The organism is Streptomyces sp., from assembly GCF_035645055.1.
In the GTDB taxonomy this organism is placed as follows: Bacteria; Actinomycetota; Actinomycetes; order Streptomycetales; family Streptomycetaceae; genus Streptomyces.
Window position 1 is genome coordinate 1 of record NZ_DASQNH010000055.1, and the last position, 16,664, is coordinate 16,664.

Here is a 16,664-nt window from a genome sequence, read left to right on the forward strand (position 1 = left end):
TGCGTCGAGGTCGCCTCCACCCCCGACACCATCCACGTACGGGACTCCAAGAACGAGCAGGGACCCCGGCTCGCGTTCGGGACGGAACCGTGGGCCGCCTTCGTCTCGTACGCCTCCGGCCACTGAGCCGCGACGTGCTGAGGCCCGTAACCTGGCCGCATGGGTGATCTCCTTCTCGTGCGGCACGGTGAGACCGAGTGGTCGCGGTCCAGGCGGCACACCGGGCTGACCGACGTTCCGCTGACCGAGCGCGGGCGGGAGGAGGCGCGGCGGCTGGTGCCGCTGGTGCGGTCGCACCGGATCGGGGCCGCGTTCGTCAGCCCGCTCCAGCGGGCCCGGGAGACCGCGCAGCTCATCGGCCTGCACGACGTGCGGGTGGACGCGGATCTGCGGGAGTGGGACTACGGGGCCTACGAGGGCGTCACCACCGTGGAGATCCAGCGGGAGCGGCCCGGCTGGTTCCTGTTCCGGGACGGGGTCGCGCCGGGCCCGCCGGACCGCCCCGGGGAGACGCCCGAGCAGGTCGGGGAGCGGGCGGACCGGGTGCTGGCCAAGGCCGACGCGGCGCTCGCCGACACCGAGGGGAGTGTGGTGCTCGTCGCGCACGGGCACTTCCTGCGGGTGCTGACCGCACGGCGGCTGGGGCTGCCCCCGGCGGACGGCGCGCTCTTCCAGCTGGCCACGGGGACGCTGTGCCGACTGGGCACCGAGCACGGGCGGCCGGTGATCGCCGGGTGGAATGTCAGACCCCCGTCGTAGCCTTCGAAGCGGTGGGGCAGTGACCCAGCGCCGGGAAGGAGCACGCCGTGACCCGACCGCCCACCGCCGCCCAGCGGCGGGTGATCGACGCCGCCGATCCGGTGACCGGACGGCTGCGCGGGACCGAGGCGCAGCTCGCCGCGCTGGTGCGGCGCGGGCTCGCCTTCCGGCATCCGCGCCCGCCGCACGACCACTTCCTCACCCCGGCCGGACACCGGCTGCGGGAGGCCGGGCCCACGGCGCCTCCCCCGCCGCCGCGGCCCGCGGCCTCCGGGGACGGCACCGGGAACGGCACCGGGGTGTTCGCGGCCCGGGTCGGCGGGGAGGAGGAGGCCCCGGACAGCGGGCCCGCGCGGACGCGCGAGGTGCACAGCGCCTGGCAGGGGCTGCTGGAGCTGCGCCGGATGACCAACCCGGACGGCTCCGCGGACCGGCCGTGCGGCTGGGAGCGGAGCCATCTGGTGCGGGCCGCCGCGCTCGCCCTGGAGGCCGCCGGGCACCCGCCCGAGGGCCCGGACACGCCGGGGTACCGGGTGCGCGCCACCCCGCAGCCGGACGCCGTCGCCGTGCACGCGCCGGACACCGGGACGCTGCACGCCTGCGCGGTCACCCTGGAACGGGCGGGCTGGCAGACCGGCGAGCACACGGACCCGCGGACCAGGGCGCGGTATCTGCTGGCCTCACCGCGGCGCGTCTGAGGGACCGAGGACGGGAGGGACGGCGGACATGCCAGGATCAGTCGAACAAAAGTCGATCACACAAGGGGACATGGTGAGCAAGCCGTATTCCGTGCCGGTGACCGTCCGCGGGTACGAGACCGACACCCAGGGCCACCTGAACCAGGCCGTCTACCTCAACTACGCGGAGCACGCCCGCTGGTCCCTGCTCCACGCGGCCGGCATCCGGCAGGCCGACCTCCAGGCCAAGGGCGTGGGCCCGGTGGCCCTGGAGACGACCATCCGGTACCGGCGGGAGCTGCTCGCGGGCGACGAGGTCGAGGTGACCTGCGAGTTCGAGTGGGGCGAGGGCAAGACGTTCCGGATCCGGCAGAGCATCGTCAAGGCCGACGGCACGGTCGCCGCAGAGGTCGAGGCGGTCGGCGGGCTGCTGGACCTGAACGCCCGCCGGCTGCTCCCCGACCCCCGCGAGCGCTTCAAGGAACTGGCCGCCGAGCCCGCCCTGTTCGGCCTCTGACCGACCGGCCCGTCCGGGAAGCCGTCCGTCATGCGGTACGACGCGGCAGTCCCAGCCCGTGCGCCCGCCGCCCCGGATCGGCGGCTTCCCAACCGCGCCCCGGGGGCGACGACTTCGCCCCGAGGCACCGGCGGCGAGCGGGCCGGAGCCCGATGGAACAGGCGGGGTCGTCCGCCGGCCTCATGACGTGGCCGGGGCCCGGTGGGCCGCCCCGGTGATCTCCTCTCCCGCTTCCATCGGGTGGGTCACGTCCTGGTCGTCGCGGCCCTTGCCCAGGTGGTTGAAGACGAAGTTCAGCAGGACCGCCGCGACACAGCCGGTGGAGATACCGGAGTCGAGGACGATCTTCGCCGTCTCGGGGAAGGCGTGGTAGAACTCCGGCGCGGTGATCGGGATGATGCCGACGGCCAGTGAGACCGCCACGATGAGGACGTTGTTGTCCCGCTCCAGACCGGCCCGCACCAGGGTCTGGATGCCGCTCGCGGCGACCGAGCCGAACAGCACCACGCCCGCGCCGCCGAGCACCGGGCGGGGGACGACGGCGATGAGCGAGGCGGCGATCGGGCACAGGCCCATCAGCACCAGGAAGCCACCGCCGGCGGCGACGACGAACCGGCTGCGGATCCGGGTCATCGCGACCAGGCCGATGTTCTGCGCGAAGGCGCTGCACATGAAGCCGTTGAACAGGGGGCTGATCGCCGAGCCGAGAGTGTCGGCGCGCAGACCGGCCGCGATGGTCTTCTCGTCCGCCGGGCGGTCGACGATCTCACCGAGGGCGAGCATGTCGGCGGTCGACTCGGTCATCGACACGACCATCACGACGCACATGGACAGGATCGCGGCGAGCTGGAACTGCGGGGCGCCGAAGTGGAACGGCGTCGGGAAGCCGACGATGTCCGCGTCCGCGACGGGGCTGAAGTCGGTCACGCCGAGCGGGATCGCGATGAGCGTGCCGGCGACCAGGCCGAGCAGTACGGCGATCTGCTTGACGAAGCCGTGGGTGAAACGGCGCAGCAGCAGCACGATCAGCAGCGTGACCCCGGCCAGGCCCAGGTTGGTGGCGGAGCCGAAGTCGTCCGCGGTGGGACTGGACCCCTGTGCCCAGCCGAAGGCGACCGGGAGCAGCGAGATGCCGATCAGGGTGATCACGGTGCCGGTGACGACCGGCGGGAAGAAGCGGACCGCCTTGCTGAAGAAGGGCGAGGCGAAGAAACCGAGCACACCGGCGACGATGACCGCGCCGAAGATGACCGGCAGCGCGTCGGACTTGTCGTCGGTGGAGGCGACGATCGCGGTCATGGGGGCGACACCGGCGAAGGTGACGCCGTTGACGAAGGGCAGCCGGGCGCCGATCTTCCAGATGCCCAGGGTCTGCAGGAAGGTGGCGAGGCCCGCGGTGAAGAGGCAGGCGCCGGTGAGGAAGGTGAGTTCGGTGCCGGACAGGCCGATGGCCGCGCCGACGATCAGGGGCGGGGCGACGACTCCCGCGTACATGGCGGCCACGTGCTGGAGGCCGGTCGTCGCCATCTTCAGGGGCGGGAGCTTCTCGTCCACGGGATGGACGGTGGAACGGGCGCCGGGGTCCTCGGCATGCCCCTTGTCGGATATGGGCGGTACGGCATCGGGCTGAGCGGCCACGGCGGCTCCTCCGGTCGGTTACACGTCGGCTCTGACGCGGGTACAGGGAGGTGGTGCGTTGCGTTGGTCGTGCGGGACCGTTGGGGGGGTGGCGCTGGGGACGGTGTGCGGTCGGCCGTTCCGGGGCGCGTGCGGTCGCGCGCGCCCCGGAGACGGCTGCCGTGGATCCCGCTCGGATCCACGGGTCCCGGCCGGGAGCCGTCCCTCTCGGCCGGGAGTTCTGGGAATCAGCCCTGTGCGGCGATGCGCGCCAGGCGCTGGGCCTCCTCGCGGGTGGAGCGGGCGATGGCGTCCTCGTCGACGGCGACCAGGCGACCGTGTTCGACGATCTGCCGGCCGTTCACGAAGGAGGCGGTGACCGGGGCCGCCGCACCGAAGACCAGGGCGGTCACGGGGTCGGCGATGGAGGCGTGGGCGAGCGTGTCCATCCTCCACAGCACCACGTCGGCCAGCTTGCCCGGCTCCAGGGAGCCGATCTGCTCGGCCCGGCCGAGGACCTGTGCGCCGCCGTAGGTGCCGAGGCGCAGCGCCTGGCGGGCGTTCAGCGCGGCCTCTCGGTGCGCGCCGAGGCGGTTGATCAGCAGGGCGTTGCGCAGCTCGGTGTGGAGTTCACCGGACTCGTTGGAGGCGGTGCCGTCGACGCCCAGGCCGACCGGGACACCCGCCTTCAGCAGGTCGGGGACGCGGGCGATGCCGGCGGCGAGGCGGGCGTTGGACGACGGGCAGTGGGCCACACCGGTCCGGGTGCGGGCGAAGGCGGCGATGTCGGAGTCGGTCATGTGGACGCAGTGCGCCATCCACACGTCCTCGCCGAGCCAGCCGGTGGACTCGAAGTAGTCCGTGGGGCCCATCCCGAACAGCTCGTGGCAGAACTTCTCCTCCTCCACCGTCTCCGACCCGTGGGTGTGCAGTCGCACCCCGAGGCGGCGCGCCAGCTCGGCCCCCTCCCGCATGAGTTCGGTGGAGACGGAGAACGGCGAGCACGGGGCGACCGCCACCTGGGTCATCGCGTCGAAGGAGGCGTCGTGGTGCTCCCTGACGGTCTCCTCGGTGGCGGCGAGCGCACCCTCCAGCGTCTCGACGGCGAAGTCCGGCGGCAGTCCCCCGTCCTTCTCGCCGCGGTCCATCGAGCCGCGGGCCAGTGTGAAGCGGACGCCCGTCTCGGCGGCGGCCCGGATGATCGAGCCGGACAGGTCGCCGCAGCCGCGCGGGAAGACGTAGTGGTGGTCCATGGCGGTGGTGACACCGCCGCGGGCCATCATGGCGAGGGAGCCCTGCGCGGCGGCGTACGTCATCCGCTCGTCGATGCGCGCCCAGGTCGGGTACAGCGCGACCAGCCAGTCGAACAGGTTGTGGTCGGTGGCCAGGCCCCGGGTGAGCCACTGGTAGAAGTGGTGGTGGGTGTTGACCAGACCGGGCGTGGCGAGGTGGCCGCTCGCGTCGATCCGGCGCGCCACGTTCTCCAGCCCCTCGGGGGCCTTGCCCGCGCCGACCGACTCGATCCGGTTGCCGGTGAGGACGAGGTGCCCGGAGGCGTACTCGGTGTCGCCCGCGTCCACGGTCGCGATCGCGCAGTTCTCGATGACGACGCGCTGGGCTGCCGGTGGTGCCATGGTTCTTCCTTGTCTCTCGGTGTCGGCCGTGGACGGCGGGGGTGTCCACGGGGAGGGCACGGCAGGACCCTAGGAGGATTTGAGTGCCGGAGCCGGTTGCCGCCCCCGGGTGCCGAGATGGTGGAAGAAGAGGTTGAGGGTGACCGCGACGAGCGCGCCGGCGCTGATGTGCGACAGGATCGCCGCGGGCTGGAACCCGGGCGCGCCGGAGGCGAACGGGGCGGGCAGCGCGGCGACCGGCGCGCCGTGGACGGCGGGGAGTTGGCGCCCGGGGTCGTTGGTCTCGGCGATGGCGAGGATCGGGGCGATGCCGGCCGAGGAGGCGGCGTTGACGAAGGGCAGCCGGTTGCCGACGGCGTTCTTGACGCCGATGGTCCGGAGGATGGTCGCGACGCCCGCGATGAGCGGAGGAGTGGCCACGCCCGCGTACCTGGCGGGGACGAGCCGCGAGGGGTGGAGCTTCTCGTCCACCGGGTGCACGGACGTGACGGCGTCCTCGGTGTGTGCCGGCGGGGTGGAACAGGAGCCTTTCACCGGCTCCCTTGCAGGCTGTGCCATGGTGTTCCCTCCGGTGTCGCGGGCCCCCGGCCCGGGTGGCGGGACCGGGGGCGCGCGTCCCGCGTCAGAGGTTGGTCATGTCGACCGGGATACGGGCCTCGCAGCCGTCCCGCAGGATGGTGGCCTCGATCAGGCCGTAGGGGCGGTCCGCGGCGAAGTACACCTCGTTGTCGTTCTTCAGCCCGAACGGCTCCAGGTCCACCAGGAAGTGGTGCTTGTTCGGGAGGGAGAAGCGGACCTCGTCGATCTCGCTGCGGTTGTTGATGATCCGCGCGCCCATCTGGTACAGCGTCTGCTGCAGCGAGAGGGAGTAGGTCTCGGCGAAGGCCTGGAGCATGTGCTTCTTGACCTGCTCGTACGACTTCTCCCAGTGGGGCATCTTCTGCTCGTCGTCGGTCCAGTTGAACCGCCAGCGGCCGGAGACCTGGGTGGCCAGGATGCGGTCGTACGCCTCCTGGAGGGTCGTGTACTTGTCCTTGACATAGCCCCAGAACTCGGAGTTGGTCGAGTTCATCACGATCAGGTCCTTCAGACCGGAGATGACTTCCCAGTTCTCACCGTCGAAGGTGATCTGGGTGAGGCGGGTCTCCTGGCCCTTGCGCACGAAGGAGTGCTTGACCTCGTCGGCGCCGATGAACTTGCTGTTGGCGTCGGAGGTCTCGATCCGCTCCCAGGCGTACTCCTCGATGCGGATCCGCGCCCGGTGGATGGGCTGCTGGCTGGTGACGAAGTGCCGGGCGAGGTGGATGCCGAACTGCTCGGCGGACTCGATGCCGTACTCCTTGGCGAACGCGTACACCGTGTTCTTGGTGGTGTCGGTCGGCAGGCAGTTGGCGTTCGAGCCGGAGTAGTGCACGTCGTCCATGTCGCCGCTCAGCGCCACGGAGACGTTCAGGTCCTTGATGTGGTGGGTTGCGCCGTCCCGCGTGATCTTTACGACTCGGTTCTCGGCCTTGCCGTACTGGTTCTGTCCCAGGATCGTGGGCATTGTCTGCTAGCTCCCTCGGTAAACGGAGTAGCCGAACGGGTTGAGCAGCAGCGGCACGTGGTAGTGCTCGCCCGGTACGACGGCGAACGTGATCGCCACCTCCGGGAAGAACACCGCGGCACCGCTGTCCCGATTCGCGGGGGCGTCCTGCTGCGCATCGGCTTGCTTCTTCTCGAAATACGACTCGACGGCGAAGTCGAGCCGTACGTGGGTCGTCCCCTCCGGCAGGGCCGGGAGGTCCTTGCACCGGCCGTCGGCGTCGGTCGCGGAGCCGCCGAGCGCCTGCCAGTCCGCGCCTCTGCCGCCGCGGGCGGAGAGGTGGACGGCGACGCCCTCGGCGGGGCGGCCGACGGAGGTGTCCAGGATGTGCGTGGACACGGAGGCGGTGCTGCTGGTGCTCATGGTGTCAGGCGTCCTCTTCGACGAGTCGGGCCAGTCGGATGCGGTTGATCTTCCCCAGTTCCGTGCGGACGATCTCCCGCTCCCGCTCCGGCGTGTTGCCGATCCGCTCCTTGACCGCGTCCCGCATCTGCTCGCCGGTCCTGCCGGTGGCGCAGATCAGGAAGACATGGCCGAACTTCTCCTGGTAGGCCAGGTTCAGTTCGAGCATCTCCGCCTTGAGTTCCTCGGAGGCGCCGGCCATGCCGCGCTGCTCGCGCGCGGAGGTCGGGTCGCCGGGCTCGGGTCGGCCGATCGGCGGGTGCCCGGCCATCGCTTCCGCGAGGTCCTCGGCGGTCAGCTCGGCCATCGCGGCGTCGCCGGCCGTGTAGAGGTCCTCGGCCGAGGCGTAGGGCCGGGCGGCGAGCAGCCGCTTCACCCATGCCGTGGAGGCACACGCCTCATGGAGTGCGGCGAAGGCCGCGGGCTCCTCCAGGTCGTTGAACCGGGCCAGACCCGGCGGCGTGGAAGTGGAAGTCACGGGAGCCTCCGTGGCCGTGTCGGCCTTCGTGCTGAACGGGCTGCGGATAGCTAACGCCCTCCGAAACAGCACGTCAACACTTTGTTGAAAATTCGGGGTGTCGAAGCGGACGGACGGCGGATGGCGGTGGGATGCCGGAAAGCCGCCGCCCCGGACGGGGACGGCGGCCTTCGGACCACCCGCGTCGGGACGGCTCAGCCTTCCTTCTCGCGGTTCAGGTAGTTGTAGACGGTGAAGCGGCTGACGCCGAGCGCGCCCGCCACGGTCTCCACACCGTGCCGTACGGCGAAGGCGCCGCGCGCCTCCAGCGTCCGTACGATCTCCTGCTTGGCCCGGCGGTCCAGGTCGGCCAGCGGCTTGCCCCGCTTGCGCTCCATGGCGGCCAGGATGTGATCGAGCGAGTCCGCCAGCTGCGGCAGCCGTACGGCGACCACGTCGGCGCCCTCCCAGGCGAGCACGACGTCGTCGGGGCCGGCCTCGCCGGGCGGCACCATCTCGCCGCCCATGGCGTCGACCAGCGGCTTCACGGCCGTGATGAAGGGCTCCTCGCCCGCACCGGTCACCGGTCGCCCTCCCCCACCACGTTGACCTGGAGCGAGACCCGGGTCGCGCCGGCCTGCAGGGTCCTGCGCAGCAGGGCGTCCACGGCGCCGAGCACCTGGTCGGCGGCGCCCTCCGCGGTGTTGCCGAACGGGCCGACGTCCACCTCGTCCAGCTCGGCGGCCTCGATGACCTCACGCGCCACCACCGCGTGCGCGGGAGCCTCGTCGAGATCGAAGGGCTCGGTTGTGAATTCCACTCGCAGTCGCACGGGCTCAACCTAACGCGCGCCACGGACATTCGGGCAGTCCCCCGGGATTTCGGGGTGGCCGCACGGCGCCGGATCCGCGCGACGGACCCGCCGGTCCGCCCCGTAGAGCAGATGACGGATGCCTACGGGAGGGGATCACGACGTGGCAGGACACAGAGTCAGGGCGGCGAGAGGCACGGCGGCGGCGGTGGCGGCGATGGCCGCGCTGACCGCCTCGCAGGCACCGGCACCGGTCGCGGCGCGGGCGGCCGCCCCGCCCGCCCGGCAGGCGCCCGCCGAGCAGGGGCCGAGCGTCTCCGGCGACACCCCGTACCGCACCGACCTGCCGCCGCTGCGGGCGGCGGAGCGGCCCGAGGGCCGGGCCGGGGCCGCGGCCGCCGCAGTGCCGGCGAGCGTGTTCGCCGCCTACCGCCGGGCCGAGGCGGAGGTGGCCCGCACCGACCCCGGCTGCGGGCTGCGCTGGGAGCTGCTCGCGGCGATCGGCCAGGTCGAGTCGGGGCAGGCCCGCGGCGGCCGGGTCACCGCGGACGGCACCACCCGGGCGCCCATCCTCGGCCCGCGCCTGGACGGCAACGGCTTCGCCCTGATCCGGGACACCGACGACGGCGCCTACGACGGCGACCGCGCCTACGACCGCGCGGCCGGGCCGATGCAGTTCATCCCGTCGACCTGGGCGCGGTGGGGTGCGGACGGCAACGGCGACGGCCGCGCCGACCCGCACAACGTGTACGACGCCGCGCTCGCCGCCGGCCGCTATCTGTGCGCGGGCGGCCGGGACCTGTCCGAGGCGGCCGACCTGGAGCGGGCGATCCTCGGCTACAACCACTCGCGGGCCTATCTGCGCACGGTGCTGGCCTGGTACGGGTACTTCCTCGGCGGACATCACCAGGTCGTGCCGGACGCGACGGGGTCCGCCCGTCCCGAGCCGTCCCCGTCCCCGTCCGCCCGGAAGCCGGCGCCGTCGCGGCCCGCTCCGGCCGGGCCCGCGTCGCCCACGGCGGCACCGCGGCCCGAGCCCTCCGAGACCCCCGAGACCGCCCCACGGCCCTCCCCCGCCGCATCGGCGCCGGCAGCCCCCGTCGCCCCGCCCCCTCGACCCCCCGTCGAGCTGCCCACGGAGGAGGCTCCCCCGCTGCTCGGAGGCGTTGCCGACTCGATAGCCGCCGCCCCCTCCACAACCGCCGCTACCCGGCGGTAATGTCGCAGCCCGCCGGACCGCACCAAGACGGGTCCGGCGGGTGAGCGCGAAGGGGCCCTCATGGCGACGACGGACATGCCCGCGCGGGCGGAGATTCAGGCGGCGCACGACCGCTGGCAGCGCATGTGGAGTCATCGCGAGGAACTGCTGCGGGTGGCCCGCCGCCGGTCGATGAGCCCGGAGGACGCCGAGGACGCCGTGCACGAGGCCATGCTGCGCGCCGCCGAGCGGCCGGACCTCGACGACGAACGGCTGGCCGCCTGGCTGACCACGGTGACGATGCGGCTGTGCGTCGACCGGCACCGCCAGGTCAGCCGGGAGGCCGAGGTGCACCGCAGCCCCACGCTCGTCGGTCCGGGCCCGGTGCCGGTCGAGGAGGTCGTCTGCGACCGGGCCGAGGCCAGGTGGCTGGCCGTGCGCAGCGGGGAGCTGCCCGCCCGGCAGGCGGAGGCGCTGCGGCTGAAGTCCGAGGACCTGGACGTCGGCCAGGTCGCCCACCGGATGGGTCTGAGCTACCGGACCGTCGAGTCGCTGCTGGCCCGCGCCCGGCGCACGCTGCGCAACTCGCTCGCCGGGACGCTGGGCCTGCTGCTGTTCCTGTGGGGGCGGGGCCGGCCACGCACGGGCGGGCACGCGCCGGCCGTGGCGGTCGCCTCGACGGCGGTCACGCTCGCGGTGGCGGGGCTGGTCCTGCCGTACGAGCGGGAGGGCGGCGGCGAGCGGGGGGCGGTGGCGCCCCGGACGTCCGTGGCCCCGGCGCCGGCGCCCGCGCCCCGGCAGCGCCCGTTCGGGGAGAAGCTCGCGCCCGCGCCTCGGCAGGCCGGGGGGCCGTCGGCCACGACCGCCCCGCGCGGCCCCCGGCCGGCGCCCGCGCGGACGCTTCCGGCGCCCGTGCCGGACCTGCCGGAGCTGACGCCGGTGCCGGTGCGGGTGCCGGACCTGGGCGCCGTGCCCCAGCTGCCCGCGGCACCGGTTCCCGGGCTCCCGGACGTCCCGGAGCCGCCCGCCCTCCCCGACGCGGACGAGGTGCGTCCCAGCCTCCCCGGAATCCCCGAGCTGCCCGAGCTGCCCGCGACCCCACCGCCGCTCCGCCTCCCGTAGGACATCGCGGCACGAAAAAATTCTCGGTCCGCCGCGACGGACGCCCCGCACCTCGCCGTAGAGCAGATGTCGAAGCTGCTCCACGGCCGGCGGAAGGGTGGACCGGATGGGTGTCGAGATCTGTGTGGAAGGGCTCACCAAGTCCTTCGGACACCAGGTCATCTGGCAGGACGTCTCGCTGACGCTGCCCGCCGGAGAGGTCTCCGTGCTGCTCGGGCCGTCCGGCACCGGCAAGTCCGTCTTCCTGAAGACGCTCGTCGGCCTGCTGCGGCCCGACCGCGGCTCGGTCACCATCCAGGGCCGGGACATCACCAGGCTGCGCGAGCACGAGCTGTACGAGGTGCGCAAGCTGTTCGGCGTGCTGTTCCAGGACGGCGCGCTGTTCGGGTCGATGAACCTGTACGACAACATCGCCTTCCCGTTGCGTGAGCACACCCGCAAACCGGAGAGCGAGATCCGGCGGATCGTGCTGGAGAAGATGGACATGGTCGGGCTGCTCGGCGCGGAGCAGAAGCTGCCCGGCGAGATCTCCGGCGGCATGCGCAAACGGGCCGGGCTGGCGCGGGCGCTGGTGCTGGACCCGGAGATCATCCTGTTCGACGAGCCCGACTCGGGCCTCGATCCGGTGCGCGTCGCCTATCTCAACCAGCTGATCGTGGACCTCAACGCGCAGATCGACGCGACCTTCCTGATCGTCACCCACGACATCGCCTCGGCCCGCCAGGTGCCGGACAACATCGGGCTGTTGTTCCGCCGTGAGCTGGTGATGTTCGGGCCCCGCGAGAAGCTGTTGACCAGCGACGAGCCCGTGGTACGGCAGTTCCTGAACGGCCGGATGCAGGGCCCGATCGGCATGGCGGAGGAGAAGGACGCGGCGCAGGTCGAACAGGAGCTGGCGCAGCTCGACGACGACGGGAACGGCGTTCCGCCGCTGACGCCCCGGCTGCTGCCGAGCCGCGGGATTCCCCGGCCGCCGCGCTGGGAGGAGATCGCCCGGCGGGAGGCGGCGCCGGCCCGCGAGGAGGTGGCCGGCGCATGAGCCTGTCGCCGGCCGGGGCGCTGCGGCACTCCGGCAACCTGTTCGCGATGGCGCTGGACATCCTGCGGACCGTCCCCAAACGGCCCTTCCAGCTGCGGGAGTTCATCCAGCAGGCATGGTTCGTCGCGAGTGTGACGATCCTCCCGACGGCGCTGGTGTCGATCCCGTTCGGCGCGGTGATCGCGCTCCAGATCGGCAGCCTGACCCGGCAGCTGGGCGCCCAGTCGTTCGCGGGTGCCGCCTCGGTGCTGGCCGTGCTGCGGGAGGCGTCGCCGATCGTGACCGCGCTGCTCATCGCGGGCGCGGGCGGCACGGCGATCTGCGCGGACCTCGGGGCGCGGAAGATCCGCGAGGAGATCGACGCGATGCAGGTGCTCGGCATCGACCCGATCCACCGGCTGGTGGTGCCGCGGGTGCTGGCGTCGATGCTGGTCGCGGTGCTGCTGAACGGCCTGGTGTCGGTGGTCGGGGTGGCCGGCGGCTATTTCTTCAACGTCATCCTCCAGAACGGCACCCCCGGCGCCTATCTGGCCTCCTTCACCACCCTCGCCCAGCTGTCCGACCTGTGGGCGGCCGAGATCAAGGCGCTGGTGTTCGGGGCGATCGCCGCGATCGTCGCCTCCTACAAGGGGCTGACCGCGCAGGGCGGCCCGAAGGGCGTGGGCGATGCCGTCAACCAGTCCGTGGTGATCACCTTCATGCTGCTGTTCGTCACCAACTTCGTCCTCACGGCCGTGTACTTCCAAGTCGTTCCACAGCGGGGGTGAGGACACATGACTCTGTCGCGACAACTCGAGGACCTGGGCGCCCAGCTCTCCTTCTACGGCCGTTCACTGGCCTGGACGGGGCGCACCCTGCGCCGCTACAAGAAGGAGGTGCTGCGGCTGCTCGCCGAGGTGAGTTTCGGCCGGGGCGCGCTCGCGGTGGTCGGCGGCACGGTCGGGGTGATCGCCTTCCTGTCGTTCTTCACCGGCACCGAGGTGGGCCTCCAGGGCTACGCGGCCCTCAACCAGCTCGGCACCTCCAACTTCGTGGCGTTCCTGTCGGCGTACTTCAACACCCGTGAGATCGCCCCGCTGGTGGCCGGGCTGGCGCTGTCGGCGACGGTCGGCGCCGGGTTCACGGCGCAGCTCGGCGCGATGCGGATCAGTGAGGAGACGGACGCGCTGGAGGTCATGGGCGTGCCGTCGCTGCCGTTCCTGGTGACCACGCGGATGATCGCCGGGTTCCTCGCGGTGATCCCGCTGTACGTGATCGGCCTGCTCTCCTCGTACTTCGCCGCCCGGACCATCACCACCGGCTACTACGGGCAGTCGGCGGGCACCTACGACCACTACTTCCAGCAGTACCTGCCGCCCGTCGACGTGCTCTGGTCGTTCGGCAAGGTGATCGTCTTCGCGGTGCTGATCATCCTGGTGCACTGCTACTACGGCTACTACGCGAGCGGCGGCCCGGCGGGCGTCGGGGTCGCGGTGGGGCGCGCGGTGCGCACCTCGATCGTCGCGATCAACGTCCTGGACTTCTTCCTCAGCCTGGCGATCTGGGGCGCCGGCACGACCGTACGGATCGCGGGGTGAGGCACTCATGAGGCTCAAGGTGTACGGCGTCGTGTTCATCGCGGTGCTGGCGCTGCTGCTGTCGCTGTCGGTGGCCGTCTACCGGCAGGCGTTCACGCCCGTCGTACGGATCACCCTGGAGGCGGACTCCCTCGGCAACCAGCTCGATCCGCGCGCCGACGTGAAGCTGCGCGGTCTGCTGGTCGGCGAGGTGCGCGAGGTGCGGGCGGACGGGTCGAAGGCGACGCTCGGCATCGCGCTGAAGCCGGAGCACGTGCCGCTCATCCCGGCCGACGTGCACGCGCGGCTGCTGCCGAAGACGCTGTTCGGCGAGAAGTACGTCGACCTGGTCGTGCCGCGGGGTTCCACCGCCCGGCCGATCCGCGCGGGCGATGTGATCACCCAGGACCGCACCCGGGTCGGCATGGAGCTGCAGCAGTTGATGAACGACCTGCTGCCGCTGCTGCGCACGGTGAAGCCGGGCCGGCTCAACGCCACCCTCGCGGCGTTCGCGACCGCCCTGGAGGGGCGCGGCGAGCGGATCGGCGACAACCTCGTCCGCGTCGAGGGCTATCTGCGGCGGCTGAACCCGCATCTGCCCTCGCTGAAGGAGGACATCGCGCGGTTCGCCGACGTCGCCGAGGTGTACGCGGACGCGGCACCGGACCTGCTGGCGATCCTGCGCAACACGGTCACCACCAGCCGCACGATCGTCGAGAAGGAGGAACGGCTGGCCGCCGCCCTCGTCTCGACCGCCCGGGCCGCGGGCACCGGTGAGGACTTCCTCGACGCCAACGGGGACCGGCTGATCACCCTCGGGCGGGTCTCCCGGCCCACGCTCCAGCTGTTCGCCCGCTACTCGCCGCAGTACCCGTGTCTGCTGGAGGGCCTGGTCCGGCAGAACGCCGCGGCGCAGGAGACGTTCCGGGGCGGAAAGATGCGGATCACCCTCGAAGTCGTACGGCATCGCCCCGCGTACACGCCGGGCGAGGAGCCCGTCCACGGCGAACGGTCCGGGCCGAACTGCCGTGGCCTGCCGCATCCGGCGGTGCCGGCGCCGCCCACCCATCTGAACGACGGTACGAAGGAAGGGAGTCCGAGCAGTGCCCTGCCCCCGGACGTGTCCGCCACCCGGGCCGAGCAGCGGGCGGTCGGCTCGCTGGTGGCGCCGGTCCTCGGCGTGCCGGCTGACGAGGTGCCGCCCGTGGCCACGCTGCTGTTCGGGCCGCTGGCGCGGGGGACGGCGGTGAGCAACGCATGAGCGGGAGGACAGCCGCCCCACTGATCAAGTTCGGTCTCTTCGCCGTGGTGACGACCCTGGCCACCACCTTGCTGGCCGCCACCATCGTCCATCTCGACCTGGGTCCTGAGCACCGGTACCGCGCGGTGTTCAGCGATGTCACGGGACTGGAGGAGGGCGACGACATCCGGGTCGCGGGCGTGCGGGTCGGGGAGGTCGAGGACATCCGGATCAAGGACCGGACGCTCGCGGAGGTCGCCTTCACCGTGGACGCCGAGCGGCCGCTGCTCACCAGCACGGGCGCGGTGGTGCGCTACCGGAACCTGGTCGGGCAGCGGTACATCGCGCTGACGGAGGGCTCCGGGGACGGCACCCGGCTGCGGCCGGGCGGCACCATCCCGCTGTCCCGGACCGAGCCCGCGCTGGACCTGAACGCGCTGCTGAACGGCTTCAAGCCGCTGTTCGCCGCGCTCAGCCCGCAGGACGTCAACAAGCTCGCCACCGAGATCGTCAAGACCCTCCAGGGCGAGGGCGGCACCGTGCACAGCCTGCTCGCGCACACCGCCTCCCTCACCACCACGCTCGCCGGGCGGGACAAGCTGATCGGCTCGGTGATCGACAACCTCAACACCGTGCTGGGGACGCTGGACAAGCGGGGCGGACGGTTCTCCAGCCTGCTGAGGGAGCTTCGCCGGGTGATCTCCGGGCTGTCCGCCGACCGCAAGCCGATCGGTGAGTCCCTGGTGAACATCGGCAACCTCACCGAGGCCACCTCGGGGCTGCTGGAGGACGCGCGGCCGCCGCTGAAGGACGACATCGCCGGGCTGACCGAACTCACCGGAACGCTGAACGACAACGAGAAGACCGTGGAGGGCGTGCTGAAGCGGCTGCCGGGCAAGCTGAACGAGCTGACGGGGACGGCGTCCTACGGCTCGTGGTTCAACTTCTACCTCTGCGACTTCGACGGCCGGATCGTGCTGCCGAAGACCGAGCGGGTGCTGACGCCGGAACTGCATGTGGCGCGGGCGAGGTGTGCGGGATGAGGACCCTGCGGCTGCCCCGCCTGAAGCCGTTCCGCGAGCGCAACCCCGTCGTCGTCGGTGCCGCCGGCCTGACCACCCTCGCGCTGCTGACGGTCGCCGCGTTCAACGCCGACAGCCTTCCGGTGATCGGCGACGGCGAGACGTACAGCGCGGCCTTCACGGAGGCGGGCGGGCTGAAACCGGGCGACGAGGTGCGGATCGCCGGGGTGAAGGTCGGCAAGGTCGAGGAGGTGGACCTGGACGGCGACCACGTCAAGGTCGTCTTCAAGGTGAAGGGCGAGCCCGCGTTCGGCACCGCGACCGGTGCGTCGATCCGGGTGAAGACGATCCTCGGCGCGAAGTATCTGGCGCTGCACCCCAAGGGGCCGGGGCAGTTGCCGGCCGGCAGTGAGATCCCGCTGCGGCGGACCGTCCCGGCGTACGACGTCGTGCAGGCGTTCAGCGATCTGACCACCACCACGGAGGAGGTCGACACGCAGCGGCTGGCGAAGGCCCTGGACACCATCTCCGCCACCTTCGAGGACTCACCCGCCGAGGTGCGGGCCTCCATCAAGGGACTGTCGAAGATCTCCCGGACGGTGGCGAGCCGGGACGAGGAGCTGCGGAAACTGCTCGACCACGCCGAGGGCGTCACCGGGGTGCTGGCCGCGCGCACGGAGGACTTCTCCGCACTGGTCGAGGACGGCGGCGAGCTGTTCGAGGAGATCGGCAAGCGGCGCACGGCGATCCACAAGCTGCTCGTCACCTCGGCGGCGCTCGGCATCCAGCTCTCCGGGCTGGTCGAGGACAACCGCAAGGAGATCGGTCCCGCCCTCAAGGGCCTGAACAAAGTGGTCGAGATGCTGGAGCGCAACCAGTCGAGCCTGGACCGCAGCGTCAAGCTGCTCGCGCCGTATGTGCGCGTCTTCAGCAACACCCTCGGCAACGGCCGCTGGTTCGACAGCTACATCCAGAACCTGGTCGCCGCTCCGGTGGTGCCGCGGACGGGAGGCGACCGGTGAGCGGGA

General features: G+C 72.1%; 19 protein-coding genes and 1 pseudogene. 12 read left to right on the forward strand and 8 right to left on the reverse strand.

The window, feature by feature from the left end; translation table 11 throughout:
- From VE614_RS18170 to VE614_RS18185, 4 genes are all read left to right on the forward strand, one after another.
- Positions 1-126, forward strand: a 126-nt coding sequence (locus VE614_RS18170; RefSeq protein ID WP_324937968.1) for a DUF397 domain-containing protein, incomplete at its 5' end; no start/stop codon positions are given.
- Positions 127-159: 33 nt separating this feature from the next.
- A complete protein-coding gene (locus VE614_RS18175; protein WP_324937766.1) occupies positions 160-759 on the forward strand; it encodes a histidine phosphatase family protein in 600 nt (199 codons plus the stop codon).
- 47 nt (positions 760-806) lie between these two features.
- Positions 807-1,457 carry a hypothetical protein gene (locus VE614_RS18180; protein ID WP_324937767.1) on the forward strand — a complete coding sequence of 217 codons (651 nt, stop codon included), beginning with the start codon at positions 807-809 and terminating at the stop codon, positions 1,455-1,457.
- Positions 1,458-1,530: 73 nt separating this feature from the next.
- Positions 1,531-1,953: an acyl-CoA thioesterase gene (locus VE614_RS18185; RefSeq protein ID WP_324937970.1), complete on the forward strand. Its 423-nt coding sequence runs from the start codon at positions 1,531-1,533 to the stop codon at positions 1,951-1,953.
- Positions 1,954-2,133: 180 nt separating this feature from the next.
- Here the strand turns inward: VE614_RS18185 and VE614_RS18190 are convergent, their stop codons facing one another.
- The 8 genes and pseudogenes from VE614_RS18190 to VE614_RS18225 form a co-directional block, all read right to left on the reverse strand.
- Positions 2,134-3,480, reverse strand: a complete 1,347-nt coding sequence (locus tag VE614_RS18190) for a nucleobase:cation symporter-2 family protein (RefSeq protein ID WP_324937972.1) — start codon at positions 3,478-3,480, stop codon at positions 2,134-2,136.
- 338 nt (positions 3,481-3,818) lie between these two features.
- Positions 3,819-5,204 carry an 8-oxoguanine deaminase gene (locus VE614_RS18195; protein ID WP_324937769.1) on the reverse strand — a complete coding sequence of 462 codons (1,386 nt, stop codon included), beginning with the start codon at positions 5,202-5,204 and terminating at the stop codon, positions 3,819-3,821.
- Between the two features lie 228 nt (positions 5,205-5,432).
- Positions 5,433-5,762, reverse strand: a pseudogene (locus tag VE614_RS18200) (purine permease); the annotation flags it as partial.
- A 64-nt stretch (positions 5,763-5,826) separates the two neighbouring features.
- The gene (pucL, locus tag VE614_RS18205; RefSeq protein ID WP_324937771.1) at positions 5,827-6,750 is read right to left on the reverse strand and encodes a factor-independent urate hydroxylase; all 924 of its coding nucleotides are present in this window, start codon (positions 6,748-6,750) and stop codon (positions 5,827-5,829) included.
- Positions 6,751-6,756: 6 nt separating this feature from the next.
- Positions 6,757-7,152, reverse strand: coding sequence for a hydroxyisourate hydrolase (gene uraH / locus VE614_RS18210; RefSeq protein WP_324937773.1), 396 nt, complete (start codon positions 7,150-7,152; stop codon positions 6,757-6,759).
- Between the two features lie 4 nt (positions 7,153-7,156).
- Positions 7,157-7,669: a 2-oxo-4-hydroxy-4-carboxy-5-ureidoimidazoline decarboxylase gene (gene uraD / locus VE614_RS18215; RefSeq protein WP_324937775.1), complete on the reverse strand. Its 513-nt coding sequence runs from the start codon at positions 7,667-7,669 to the stop codon at positions 7,157-7,159.
- Between the two features lie 194 nt (positions 7,670-7,863).
- On the reverse strand, positions 7,864-8,232 hold the full coding sequence (locus VE614_RS18220) for a helix-turn-helix domain-containing protein (RefSeq protein ID WP_324937777.1): 369 nt from the start codon (positions 8,230-8,232) through the stop codon (positions 7,864-7,866).
- Entirely contained in the window at positions 8,229-8,480 is a 252-nt protein-coding gene (locus tag VE614_RS18225; protein ID WP_324937779.1) for a thiamine-binding protein, read from the reverse strand. Before VE614_RS18225 ends, VE614_RS18220 begins: the two co-directional genes overlap by 4 nt.
- A 142-nt stretch (positions 8,481-8,622) precedes the next feature.
- On the opposite strand from VE614_RS18225, the gene VE614_RS18230 reads away from it, so the two are divergent.
- The 8 genes from VE614_RS18230 (at position 8,623) to VE614_RS18265 (ending at position 16,658) form a co-directional block, all read left to right on the forward strand.
- Positions 8,623-9,678 (forward strand): lytic transglycosylase domain-containing protein, encoded by a 1,056-nt coding sequence (locus VE614_RS18230; RefSeq protein ID WP_324937781.1) that lies wholly within the window; start codon positions 8,623-8,625, stop codon positions 9,676-9,678.
- A gap of 60 nt (positions 9,679-9,738) precedes the next feature.
- Positions 9,739-10,779, forward strand: coding sequence for an RNA polymerase sigma factor (locus VE614_RS18235; RefSeq protein ID WP_324937783.1), 1,041 nt, complete (start codon positions 9,739-9,741; stop codon positions 10,777-10,779).
- Positions 10,780-10,885: 106 nt separating this feature from the next.
- Positions 10,886-11,818, forward strand: coding sequence for an ABC transporter ATP-binding protein (locus tag VE614_RS18240; RefSeq protein WP_324937785.1), 933 nt, complete (start codon positions 10,886-10,888; stop codon positions 11,816-11,818).
- Positions 11,815-12,585, forward strand: coding sequence for an ABC transporter permease (locus VE614_RS18245; RefSeq protein ID WP_324937787.1), 771 nt, complete (start codon positions 11,815-11,817; stop codon positions 12,583-12,585). Before VE614_RS18240 ends, VE614_RS18245 begins: the two co-directional genes overlap by 4 nt.
- 6 nt (positions 12,586-12,591) lie before the next feature.
- Complete coding sequence (locus VE614_RS18250; RefSeq protein ID WP_324937789.1) at positions 12,592-13,395, forward strand: ABC transporter permease; 804 nt, start codon at positions 12,592-12,594, stop codon at positions 13,393-13,395.
- Between the two features lie 7 nt (positions 13,396-13,402).
- Positions 13,403-14,635 carry an MCE family protein gene (locus tag VE614_RS18255; protein WP_324937790.1) on the forward strand — a complete coding sequence of 411 codons (1,233 nt, stop codon included), beginning with the start codon at positions 13,403-13,405 and terminating at the stop codon, positions 14,633-14,635.
- Positions 14,632-15,657, forward strand: a complete 1,026-nt coding sequence (locus VE614_RS18260) for an MlaD family protein (RefSeq protein ID WP_324937792.1) — start codon at positions 14,632-14,634, stop codon at positions 15,655-15,657. The genes VE614_RS18255 and VE614_RS18260 overlap by 4 nt, the downstream gene beginning before the upstream one ends.
- Entirely contained in the window at positions 15,654-16,658 is a 1,005-nt protein-coding gene (locus VE614_RS18265; RefSeq protein WP_324937794.1) for an MCE family protein, read from the forward strand. The genes VE614_RS18260 and VE614_RS18265 overlap by 4 nt, the downstream gene beginning before the upstream one ends.
- The last annotated feature ends 6 nt before the right edge of the window (positions 16,659-16,664 follow it).

Excerpts from the sequence above, each read along its gene's own strand:
- VE614_RS18175 (WP_324937766.1), top strand. The coding sequence starts at position 160 with ATGGGTGATCTCCTTCTCGTGCGGCACGGTGAGACCGAGTGGTCGCGG.
- VE614_RS18190 (WP_324937972.1), bottom strand. The coding sequence starts at position 3,480 with ATGGCGACGACCGGCCTCCAGCACGTGGCCGCCATGTACGCGGGAGTC.
- VE614_RS18195 (WP_324937769.1), bottom strand. The coding sequence starts at position 5,204 with ATGGCACCACCGGCAGCCCAGCGCGTCGTCATCGAGAACTGCGCGATC.
- pucL (WP_324937771.1), bottom strand. The coding sequence starts at position 6,750 with ATGCCCACGATCCTGGGACAGAACCAGTACGGCAAGGCCGAGAACCGA.
- uraH (WP_324937773.1), bottom strand. The coding sequence starts at position 7,152 with ATGAGCACCAGCAGCACCGCCTCCGTGTCCACGCACATCCTGGACACC.
- VE614_RS18235 (WP_324937783.1), top strand. The coding sequence starts at position 9,739 with ATGGCGACGACGGACATGCCCGCGCGGGCGGAGATTCAGGCGGCGCAC.
- VE614_RS18240 (WP_324937785.1), top strand. The coding sequence starts at position 10,886 with ATGGGTGTCGAGATCTGTGTGGAAGGGCTCACCAAGTCCTTCGGACAC.
- VE614_RS18245 (WP_324937787.1), top strand. The coding sequence starts at position 11,815 with ATGAGCCTGTCGCCGGCCGGGGCGCTGCGGCACTCCGGCAACCTGTTC.
- VE614_RS18250 (WP_324937789.1), top strand. The coding sequence starts at position 12,592 with ATGACTCTGTCGCGACAACTCGAGGACCTGGGCGCCCAGCTCTCCTTC.
- VE614_RS18255 (WP_324937790.1), top strand. The coding sequence starts at position 13,403 with ATGAGGCTCAAGGTGTACGGCGTCGTGTTCATCGCGGTGCTGGCGCTG.
- VE614_RS18260 (WP_324937792.1), top strand. The coding sequence starts at position 14,632 with ATGAGCGGGAGGACAGCCGCCCCACTGATCAAGTTCGGTCTCTTCGCC.
- VE614_RS18265 (WP_324937794.1), top strand. The coding sequence starts at position 15,654 with ATGAGGACCCTGCGGCTGCCCCGCCTGAAGCCGTTCCGCGAGCGCAAC.